This window comes from Longimicrobiaceae bacterium, from assembly GCA_035936415.1.
Classification (GTDB): domain Bacteria; phylum Gemmatimonadota; class Gemmatimonadetes; order Longimicrobiales; family Longimicrobiaceae; genus JAFAYN01.
This window is the reverse complement of sequence record DASYWD010000315.1, coordinates 1-9,447: the sequence shown is the minus strand read 5'-3', so window position 1 is coordinate 9,447 and position 9,447 is coordinate 1. Positions and strand designations below refer to the sequence as shown.

The window sequence follows — 9,447 nt, the reverse complement described above, 5'->3', positions numbered from 1 at the left end:
CCCCCGCTCCGCCCCGACCCCGCGCGGATCCGCGGCGACGAACCCGAGCTGCGCGACGACCCGCCCGCGCCGCACCGCACCCCATCCGCACCCGAGCCGATGCACCCGCGCGCCACCGAGCTGCTCCGCGAGCTGGACCTCCAGCCGCACCCGGAGGGAGGCCACTTCCGCGAGCTGTTCCGCTCGCACCTCCGCGTCCGCCCCGACCGCGCCCCGGACGACCGCGCGGCGCTCACCACCATCTACTTCCTCCTCGCCTCCGGCGAGCGGAGCCGCTGGCACCGCGTCACCGCGGACGAGGCGTGGCACTTCTACGAGGGCGACCCCCTGGAGCTGCTCTGGCTCGACCCGGGAGGGCGCCGCCTGCACCGCGTCCTCCTCGGTCCGGTGGGCGCGGGGCGGGAGCCGGTGCACGTGGTGCCCGCCGGCTGCTGGCAGGCCGCCCGCCCCGCGGGCGCCTTCACCCTGGTGGGCTGCACGGTGGGCCCGGGCTTCGAGTTCGAGGACTTCGCCATACTCGACGCCCACCCGGAAATGGCCGACCGCATCCGCCGCGACTTCCCCGAAACGGAAGAGCTGATCTGACACCTGACGATGCCGCACGGGAGGCGGGGGGAGGCTCCGGAGGCGGTGCGTCTGTGTGAGCCCGCGCTAAAATCGCGTCTCTCGCAGACGGCAGGGCGAGTTTACGCACCGCCGGAGGGGCCTCCCCCCGCCGACCCCCACCGCGATCCCACCGGACAAACAGGCGCCCCCACCGGATTATCCCGATGGAGGCGCTGTTCTTCGTTCTCGAGCCCGACCGCCTACATCCCGTCGGTCTCCACGTCGAGCGCATCCACCAGGAAGGCCCAGCGGTCCGCCGCCTCCTCGATCTGCTTGGCCGTCGGCTTCCCCGCCCCGTGCCCGGCGCGCGTCTCCACGCGGATGAGGGCGGGGTTCCCGCACCCCTGCGCCGCCTGGAGGGCCGCCGCGTACTTGAAGGAGTGCCCCGGCACCACCCGGTCGTCGTGGTCGGCCGTGGTCACCATCGTGGCCGGGTAGCAGGTCCCCGGCTTCAGGTTGTGGAGCGGGGAGTACGCGTACAGGGTCGGGAACATCTTCGGGTCGTCCGCCGAGCCGTACTCCGGCACCCACCCCCAGCCCACCGTGAACTTGTGGTAGCGGAGCATGTCCATCACCCCCACGTCCGGGAGCGCGGCGCCGAAGAGATCCGGGCGCTGGTTCATCACCGCGCCCACCAGGAGCCCGCCGTTGGAGGCGCCCGAGATGGCGAGCTTCTTGGGCGAGGTGTACCCCTGCGCGATCAGGTGCTCGGCGGCGGCGATGAAGTCGTCGAAGACGTTCTGCTTCCGCTCCAGCATCCCGGCCCGGTGCCACTCCTCGCCGTACTCGTTCCCCCCGCGGAGGTTGGCGACGGCGTAGATCCCCCCCATCTCCAGCCAGGCCAGGCGGGAGACGGAGAAGGCCGGGGTGACGTTGATGTTGAAGCCGCCGTACCCGTACAGCAGCGTGGGATTGTCACCGTCCTTCGCGAGCCCCTTCCGGTGCGTGACGAACATCGGGACCCGCGTCCCATCCTTCGAGGTGTAGAACACCTGCTCGGTGACGTAGCGCGACGGGTCGAACCCGGGGATCTCCGGCTGCCGGAAGACGGTGGACTCGCCCGTCCGGAAGTCGTGGCGGTAGACCGTGGTCGGGTGCAGGAAGGAGGTGAAGGAGTAGAAGGCCTCCGGGTCGCCGCGGTCGCCGCGGAACGTGTTCACCGCCCCCAGCGTGGGGAGGGCGATCTCGCCCGCCGGCGCGCCGCTGAGATTGAACAGGCGGATCCGCGACGCGGCGTCCTGCAGGTACGAGGCGACGAAGCGGTTCCCCGCCATGGTCACTTCCTGCAGCGCGTCCTGCCCCTGCGGGATCAGCGTGCGCCAGGCGGAGCGCCCGGGCGAGCGGGTGTCCACCGCGACCACGCGGCCGCGCGGCGCCTCCAGGTCGGTCTGGAGGTAGAAGACCGGGCCGTCGTTGCCGACGAAGTCGTACCTGGCGTCGCCCTCGTCCAGGAGGGGGACCACCCGCCCCCGGACGTTCGGCCGGCGGGGGTTCTGGAGGTCCACGTAGTACAGCCGGTTGCGCGGGTCCGTCCCCTGGTTCACGGTGACCACCAGGTAGCGGCCGTCCTCCGAGACCCGCCCGAAGACGTACCACTCCGGTTTGTCCGGGCGCTCCCACACCAGCACGTCCTCCGACTGCGGCGTGCCGATCCGGTGGTAGTAGAGCTTGTGCCCCTTGTTCGCCGCGGTGAGCGCGTTCCCGGTGGGCTCCGCGTAGCGCGAGTAGAAGAAGCCCTGGTTGTCGTGCGTCCACGCTGCGCCCGAGAACTTCACCCACTTGAGCGTGTCGCTCAGGTCGCGCCCCGTGGCGACGTCGCGCACCCGGAACTCCTGCCAGTCCGAGCCGCCGGAGGTCACGCCGTACGCGACGCGCTTCCCGTCCTCGGAGACGCTGACGGTCGAAACCGCCACGGTGCCGTCCGCGGAAAGGGCGTTGGGGTCCAGGAGCACCCGCCCGGAGTCCCCGAGCGCCTCGTGGACGTACAGGACGGACTGGTTCTGGAGACCGCTGTTGCGGAAGAGGAAGTAGCGACCTCCCTCCTTGAAGGGGACCCCGTACTTGGGGTAGTTCCAGAGCTGGGTGAGGCGCGCGCGGATCCGCTCCCGCTCCGGGATCGCCTCCAGGTGCGCGAAGGTTACCCGGTTCTGCGCCTCCACCCAGGCCGCCGTCTCCGGCGAGTCGGCGTCCTCCAGCCAGCGGAACGGGTCGGCCACCCGCGTGCCGTGGTAGTCGTCCACCTGGTCCGCCCGCCGCGTCTCCGGGTAGTCGGGGCGGGCGGGCGGTGCGGAGGAGGTCTGCACGGGCACGGGAGCGGCGGACGTGGGTGCGGGAGAAGCGGGGGCGCAGGCCGCGAGGGCCAGGACCCCCGCGGCGGCGGCCGCGCCGAGCGGCCGCGTCCTCGTGGGAAGCCGGTGGTGCATGCGTTCAGACTCCTGGTGGGGTGTCGTCGGATTCCTCGGAAGCTGGGCCGGACGCCGCCGCCGCGCCAGCCCCCGCCGCCGGCTCGAAGCGGAGGACGAAGCCCTCGCCCTCCTCCGCCGCGTCCACCGTGGCGGTCCCGCCGTGCTCCAGCCGCCCGAAGAGGATCTCCTCCCCCAGCGGCTGCTTGAGCTCCTCCTGGATCAGCCGGGCGAGCGGGCGGGCGCCGTTCTGCGGGTCCAGCCCGCGGCGGGCCAGCCGCTCCCGGGCGGCCGGCGTCAGCTCCACCGTGACCTCGCGCTCCGCCAGGAGGGCGCGGAGCTCCCCCATCGTCCGGTCCACGATCCGCTCCATCACCGCCAGGGTGAGCGGCGCGAAGGCGATGCGCGCGTCCAGCCGGTTGCGGAACTCCGGGGTGAACGCCCGCTCGAAGGCGCGCGCGTCCTCCCCCTCGCCCGTCGCCCCGCCGAAGCCCACCCGCCGCCGCGAAAGCTCCTCCGCGCCGACGTTGCTGGTCATGATGAGGATGACGCTGCGGAAGTCCGCCTGCTTGCCGTTGTTGTCGGTCAGCTTGCCGTAGTCCATCACCTGCAGGAGGATGTTGAAGACGTCCGGGTGCGCCTTCTCGATCTCGTCCAGGAGGAGGACCGCGTGCGGGGTGCGGTTCACCGCCTCGGTGAGGAGCCCCGCCTGGTCGAAGCCCACGTACCCCGGCGGCGCCCCGATCAGCCGCGACACGGTGTGGCGCTCCATGTACTCGCTCATGTCAAAGCGGATCAGCTCCATCCCCAGCGTCTCGGCCAGGGCGCGCGCCACCTCCGTCTTCCCGACGCCGGTGGGGCCGGTGAAGAGGAAGGAGCCGATGGGCTTCTGCGGGTCGCGGAGCCCCGCCCGCGCCAGCTTCACGGCCGAGGCCACCTGCTCGCAGGCACGCTCCTGCCCGAAGACGCGGGCTTTCAGGTCCGCCTCCAGGGTGCGCAGCCGCTCCTTGTCCGAGCGGGACACCGTCTTCGGGGGGATCTGCGCCATGGTGGCGAGGATGGTCTCCACCTCCTCCGCGCCCACCACCGGGGGCTCCCCCTCCCCCGCGTGCTCCAGCTTCACCCCGGCGCCCGCCTCGTCCAGCAGGTCCACCGCCTTGTCGGGGAGCCTGCGGTCGTGCAGGTACCGGTGCGACAGCTCCGCCGCGGCGCGCAGCGCCTCGTCCGAGTAGCGGACGCCGTGGAACGACTCGTAGCGCGGGCGGAGCCCCTCCAGGATGCGGACGGTGTCCTCCACCGTGGGCTCCGCGATCTCCACCTTCTGGAAGCGGCGGGCGAGCGCGCGGTCCTTCTCGAAGTGCGAGCGGAACTCCTCCCAGGTGGTGGAGCCGATGCAGCGGAGCCCCCCCGCCAGCGCCGGCTTGAGGAGGTTGGAGGCGTCCATCGCCCCGCCGCTGGTCATCCCGGCGCCCACCAGCGTGTGGATCTCGTCCACGAAGAGGACGGCGTGCGGCCGCGCCTGGAGCTCCTGGAGCACCGCCTTGAGCCGCTCCTCGAAGTCGCCGCGGTAGCGGGTCCCCGCCAGGAGCGACCCCATGTCGAGCGAGAAGATCTCCGCGTCGCGGAGGGGCGCCGGGACCTCGCCGCGGTGGATCCGCCACGCCAGCCCCTCCACCAGCGCCGTCTTCCCCACCCCGGGGTCGCCCACGAAGAGCGGGTTGTTCTTGCGGCGGCGGGAGAGGATGTGGACGGTGCGCGCCACCTCGCGCTCCCGCCCGATCAGCGGGTCGATGCGCCCCTCCGCCGCCAGCCGCGACAGCGGGACGGTGAAGCGGGCGAGCGCCCCTCCCGGCGGCGCCTCCTCCTCCCCGTCCTCCTCCGCGGCGGGGCCGGCGGGGGCGCGCACCGGCTCGTCGTCCACGCCGCCGTGCGAGACGGCGCGCAGCAGCGCCAGGCGGGTGAGCCCCGCCTCCTCCAGGAAGTGCACCGCGTACGAGTCCGGCTCGTCCCACATCGCCACCACCACGTGCGGGCCGGCGACCTCGTCCTTCCCGGCGCGGAGCACCTGGAGCGCCGCCTGCTGCACCACCCGGCGGAAGGCCAGGGTGAGCACCGGCTCCGTGCTCCCGTCCGGCGCGACGGCGTCCACCTCCTCGCCCAGGTAGCGGTCCAGGCGCGCCTTGAGCCGCTCCGTCCCCACCCCGCACCGCTCCACCGCGGCGGCGGTGCCGGAGTCGTGCAGCAGGGCGAAGAGCAGGTGCTCCAGCCCCGCCATCTCGTGGCCGCGCCGCGCCGCCTCCAGCACGGCCAGGCGCAGCGTCACCTCCAGCTCGGGGCGAAGGGCGGGGTTGGGCATCTTATTCGGGCTCCATCGTGAGCAGGAGGGGGAATCCCTCCTCGCGCGCGGCCTCGGTCACCTGGGCCACCTTGGTCTCCGCCACCTCGCGGGTGTACCGCCCCGCCACCCCCACGCCCAGCGTGTGCACCTGGAGCATGATCTGCGCGGCCTCGGTGGCGGACTTGCGGAAGAAGCGCACCAGCACGTCCACCACGAACTCCATGGTGGTGTAATCGTCGTTGTGGAAGAGCACCCGGTACAGCCGGGGCGTCTTCGCGCGGGGGCGCTCCTGGACGAGCAGCTCCTCGCGCCGCGCCGGGTCGCCCTCCCTGCGGTCTCGGTCCTGTTCGGGCATGTCCTGCTGAGCGTTACGGCGATGCGCCCGCCGCCGCGGGCGCGGTCTCCACGACCGGGATACGCCTGACGTTCCCGACAAAAGGAACGATACACCGCGCCCGGGGCAAGGATTCACGTGCAGGGGACGCGGCGCGCCGGGGGCGGCACGCGTTTTCCATCGGGGCCCGGCATGACCGAGACCGCCACCACCATCCCCGAGGAGCGCACCGAGGACGGCGGGCGCATCGCCCACGAGCTCCTGGTGCAGCGGATCCTGCAGCCGGACGACGTCACCTGCGGCCCCACCTGCCTCCGCAAGGTCTACCAGTACTACGGGCTGGAGCTGGAGCTGGCGCAGGTGCTGGGGGAGATCGACCGCAACGAGGACGGCGGCACGCTCGCCGTCTTCCTGGGGATCGCGGCGCTGCGCCGGGAGTTTCGCGCGCGCCTCTACGCCTACGACCTGCGGATCTTCGACCCGAGCTGGTTCGACATCCCCATGCCCGAGCTGGCGGAGAAGGTCCACCGCCGCATCCCCTTCCTCACCAGCGCCAAGACGATCCGGGCCGCCCGGGCGTACCTGGAGTTCCTGGAGCTGGGCGGGGAGGTGGCCTTCGAGGAGCTGACCCCCGGTCTTCTGAAGGAGATCCTGGACCGCGACCACCCCATCCTCGCCGGTCTCTCCGCCACCTACCTGTACCGCTGGAAGCGCGAGCGGCAGCTGGAGGAGCTGGACGAGTTGGTGCCGGACGACGTGCGCGGCGAGCCCACCGGGCACTTCATCGTCATCGCCGGCTACGAGCAGTGGGGGCGCCGCTTCTCGCTGCGCGACCCCTCCGCGCACGTCCCGGACGCGGACGAGGGGCGGCAGGTGGTGGACGCGCAGCGCCTGATCAACTCGATCCTGCTGGGCGACCTCACCTACGACGCCGTGCTGCTGGAGCTGTGGCGCGGCGATGCCGAAGGGAGCCCCGCGTGAGCCGCCGGCGCCTGGTGGTGGTCGTCTCCGACCCGCGCAAGGCGGGCGACCTCCCCGCGGAGCTGCTGGCCTCCGCCGACGAGTACCTGGAGGGCGGCGAGGGGTTGACCGACCGCGGCCTCACCGTGGTCAACCTCTGCAACTCGTACCGCTACCGCACCCGCGGCTACTACGCCTCGCTCCTGGCGGACGCGCGCGGGCAGACGGTGCTCCCCAGCGTGGAGACCATCGAGGGGCTGGCCGACGCCTACGGGCTCTTCCGCGCGCTGCGGGAGGCCGGCGTCCCCACCGTGGACCCGCGGGAGATGCGCGCCCGCCGCCGCGCGCTCCCCGTGCCGCTCCACCCGGAAGACGACGACGGAGACGAGGGCGCCGACGACGACGAGGCCGTTCCCCTCCTCCGCGCGGAGGGGGACGGCCCGGGCTACCGCCCCGCCACGGAGGCCGAGGCGGCGGAGTCGCTGGCATACTTCGGCACCTGCGCGGACCCGCGCTTCCGCGCCGCGTCGCTCGCGGTGTTCCGGGAGTGGCCGGTGCCGGTGCTCCGCATCCGCTGGCTCCTGGAGGACCAGGAGTGGAAGGTGACCGGGGTGGCGCCGGTCTCACTCCGCCAGCTCCGCCGGGAGGAGCGGGCGGAGCTCGCCGAGGCGCTCCGCAACGAGCGCCTGGTGGTGCGCCGCGGCGCGCCGGTCCCCTACGAGGGGAAGCGCGCCTCGCTGGCGGTGCTCTTCGACGCGGACGACCCCTTCGCCCCCTCGTCGCCGGAGACGATCGACAAGCTGGAGCGGGTCGCGGCGAAGATGAACGTGTACGTGCAGCGCATCGGGCTGGGCGACCTGGAGAAGCTGGGCGAGTTCGACGCGCTCTTCATCCGGGCCCTCACCTCGGTGAGCGACCCCGCCTTCCAGTTCGCGCTGCGCGCGGAGGCGCTGGACATGCCCGTGGTGGACGACTCGCAGTCCATCATCCGCTGCAGCAACAAGGTCTTCCTGGAGGAGCTGCTGCGGCGCGAGGGGATCCCCACCCCGCGCACGCTGGTGGTCACCGCCCGCACCCCGCCCGACCAGCTCGCGGAGCTGGGCTTCCCGGCGGTGATCAAGCTCCCGGACGGCTCCTTCTCCGCTGCGGTTCACAAGGTGGCCTCGCCGGAGGAGTACCGGGAGCGCTCCGCGGAGATGTTCCGCCGCTCCCCGCTCATCATCGCCCAGGAGTACCTCCCCACCGACTTCGACTGGCGCGTCACCGTGCTGGACGGGCAGCTCCTCTTCGCCGCGCGCTACTTCATGGCGAAGGGGCACTGGCAGATCCGCACCGAGGAGAAGGGGACCGAGCGCTACGGGCGCGTGCAGGCGGTGCGGCGCGACCAGGCCCCGCGCGGGGTGGTGGAGCTGGCGCTGCGGGCGGCGGCGCTGATCGGCCGCGGGCTGTACGGCGTGGACATCAAGGAGACGCCGGCCGGGCCGGTGGTGATCGAGATCAACGACAACCCCAACCTGGACGTGGGCTACGAGGACACGGAGGACGGCAGCGCCGTCTACGAGGACATCGTGCGCTTCTTCCTGCGCCGGGTGGAGGAGGGCGCCGAGGCGGAGCCCGCCCCCGCCGACCCCGCGGAGGAGACGGCGCCGCTGCGCGCCCCCATCCGCGCCCGCCGCGCACCGCAGCCGCGGGCGCACTACCGCCCCTTCGAGGTGGCCGGGGTGGAGCTGGAGTACGCCGTGGTGGACCGCGACCTGAACGTGGCGCACCGGGTGGAGGAGGCGTTCCGGACGCTCGCGGGGCGCGGGTGCTCGGACGTGGACCTGGGGGCGGTGGGGCTCTCCAACGAGATCGCCGACCACGTGCTGGAGGTGAAGACGCAGGCCCCCGCGCGCAGCCTGGCCGAGGCGGAGGAGACCCTGGTGGAGGGGATCCAGCGCTTCGCGGCGGTGCTGCGCGACGAGTTCGACGCGCGGCTGATGCCCACCGGGATGCACCCCTGGATGGACCCGCGCGGCGCCCGCCTCTGGCGGCGCTCCAACGCGCGCGTCTACGACGCCTACGCCCGCCTCTTCGACGTGAAGACGCACGGGTGGATGAACGTGCACAGCTGCCACCTGAGCCTCCCCATGGGGCGCGAGGCGGAGGCGGTGGCGATGCTGAACGCCGCGGCGCTCCTCGTCCCCTACCTCCCGGCGCTGGCGGCCTCCTCCCCGATGCACGACGGCGACCTGCAGCCCGCCGTGGACGGCCGGCTGGCGTGGATCCTGGAGCACCAGGCGCGCATCCCGGAGTCGCAGGGGGAGATCGTCCCGGAGTACGTGGAGAGCCTGGCGGACTACCGCCGGCGCATCCTGGGCGGGATGTACGCCGCGCTGGACCGGATCCCGGACACGGGGCCCCTCCGCCACGAGTTCTTCAACGCGCGCGGGGCGGTGTTCAAGGCGTCCAGCAAGCGGATGGAGGTGCGGGTGCTCGACACGCAGGAGTGCGTGCGGATGGACATGGCCATCTCCGTGTTCGTGCGCTCCGCCCTCAAGTCGCTGACGCAGCGCGTGCTGGAGGGGCGGGCGCAGCTCCCGGCGCACGCGGTGCTCGTGGCGGACTTCCGCGCCGCGGTCCGCGACGGGAGCCGCGCGCGGGTGACGGCGCCGCACTTCGGCTCGGTGGACCGGGACGCCGACGGCCGCGCCGCCGTGCGCGACGTGCTCCGCGTGCTCCTGGAGGACGCGCGCCGCTCGGTGCGCCGCGACGAGGCGGAGCTGCTGGAGCTCGCGGGGCGGGTGATCGAGGCGGGGACGCTCTCG

General features: G+C 73.0%; 6 protein-coding genes. 3 read left to right on the top strand and 3 right to left on the bottom strand.

Annotated features, from left to right (window positions below; translation table 11 throughout):
- The coding region (locus VGR37_13020; GenBank protein ID HEV2148319.1) for a cupin domain-containing protein at nucleotides 1-585 on the top strand (585 nt) is incomplete at its 5' end.
- Between the two features lie 221 nt (nucleotides 586-806).
- Here the strand turns inward: VGR37_13020 and VGR37_13015 are convergent.
- From VGR37_13015 to VGR37_13005, 3 genes are read right to left on the bottom strand one after another with little or no spacing between them, the layout of a single operon-like run.
- Nucleotides 807-3,029, bottom strand: coding sequence for a prolyl oligopeptidase family serine peptidase (locus VGR37_13015; protein HEV2148318.1), 2,223 nt, complete (start codon nucleotides 3,027-3,029; stop codon nucleotides 807-809).
- A gap of 4 nt (nucleotides 3,030-3,033) precedes the next feature.
- Nucleotides 3,034-5,364 carry an ATP-dependent Clp protease ATP-binding subunit ClpA gene (gene clpA / locus VGR37_13010; GenBank protein ID HEV2148317.1) on the bottom strand — a complete coding sequence of 777 codons (2,331 nt, stop codon included), beginning with the start codon at nucleotides 5,362-5,364 and terminating at the stop codon, nucleotides 3,034-3,036.
- Nucleotide 5,365: 1 nt separating this feature from the next.
- Nucleotides 5,366-5,701, bottom strand: coding sequence for an ATP-dependent Clp protease adaptor ClpS (locus VGR37_13005; GenBank protein ID HEV2148316.1), 336 nt, complete (start codon nucleotides 5,699-5,701; stop codon nucleotides 5,366-5,368).
- Between the two features lie 171 nt (nucleotides 5,702-5,872).
- Here VGR37_13005 and VGR37_13000 point away from each other — a divergent pair, with 171 nt between their 5' ends.
- Nucleotides 5,873-6,661, top strand: a complete 789-nt coding sequence (locus VGR37_13000) for a cysteine peptidase family C39 domain-containing protein (GenBank protein HEV2148315.1) — start codon at nucleotides 5,873-5,875, stop codon at nucleotides 6,659-6,661.
- Nucleotides 6,658-9,447, top strand: a 2,790-nt coding sequence (locus VGR37_12995) for a glutamate-cysteine ligase family protein (protein ID HEV2148314.1), incomplete at its 3' end; no start/stop codon positions are given. The genes VGR37_13000 and VGR37_12995, both read left to right, overlap by 4 nt.